Source organism: Streptomyces aureus (genome assembly GCF_000725495.1).
Taxonomy (GTDB): domain Bacteria; phylum Actinomycetota; class Actinomycetes; order Streptomycetales; family Streptomycetaceae; genus Streptomyces; species Streptomyces aureus_B.
In genome coordinates this window covers 1-345 of the sequence record NZ_JNZD01000095.1, presented here as the reverse complement: position 1 = coordinate 345, position 345 = coordinate 1, and the positions used below count along the sequence as shown (strand labels likewise).

Below are 345 nucleotides of genomic sequence, written 5' to 3'. Positions count from 1 at the left end.
CCAGTAGTGGTGCCAGTGCCCCTGGACGTAGACCCACTTGTAGGTGCGGTCGTGGTCCCAGTAGCCCTTGTGCCATGTGCCGTGCTGGTCGTAGTGGCCCTTGTGCCAGGTGTTGGTGTACTGGGCCTGCTTCTCCCAGTGGCTCTTGACCCACTCCTTGGCCCAGTGCCCCTTGACCCACTCGCACTGGTCGTGGTGGTGCACGGCCAGTGCCGTGGCCGCGGTCGTATGTGCCGGCGCGGCGGCGGCCGTGCCGGAAAGGCCCAGGGCGGCGCCGCCGGCCAGCAGCCCGGTGGCAGTGGCCCCGGCCAGCAGACGGCGGACTCGCGTGGATGCAGCCATGGA

Annotated in this window: 1 protein-coding gene; it reads right to left on the bottom strand. The window is 69.6% G+C overall.

Features of this window, described 5'->3' with window-relative positions; all coding sequences use genetic code 11:
- Window positions 1-345: hypothetical protein (locus IO36_RS36120; protein ID WP_342455142.1), on the bottom strand; the 345-nt coding region annotated here is incomplete at both ends.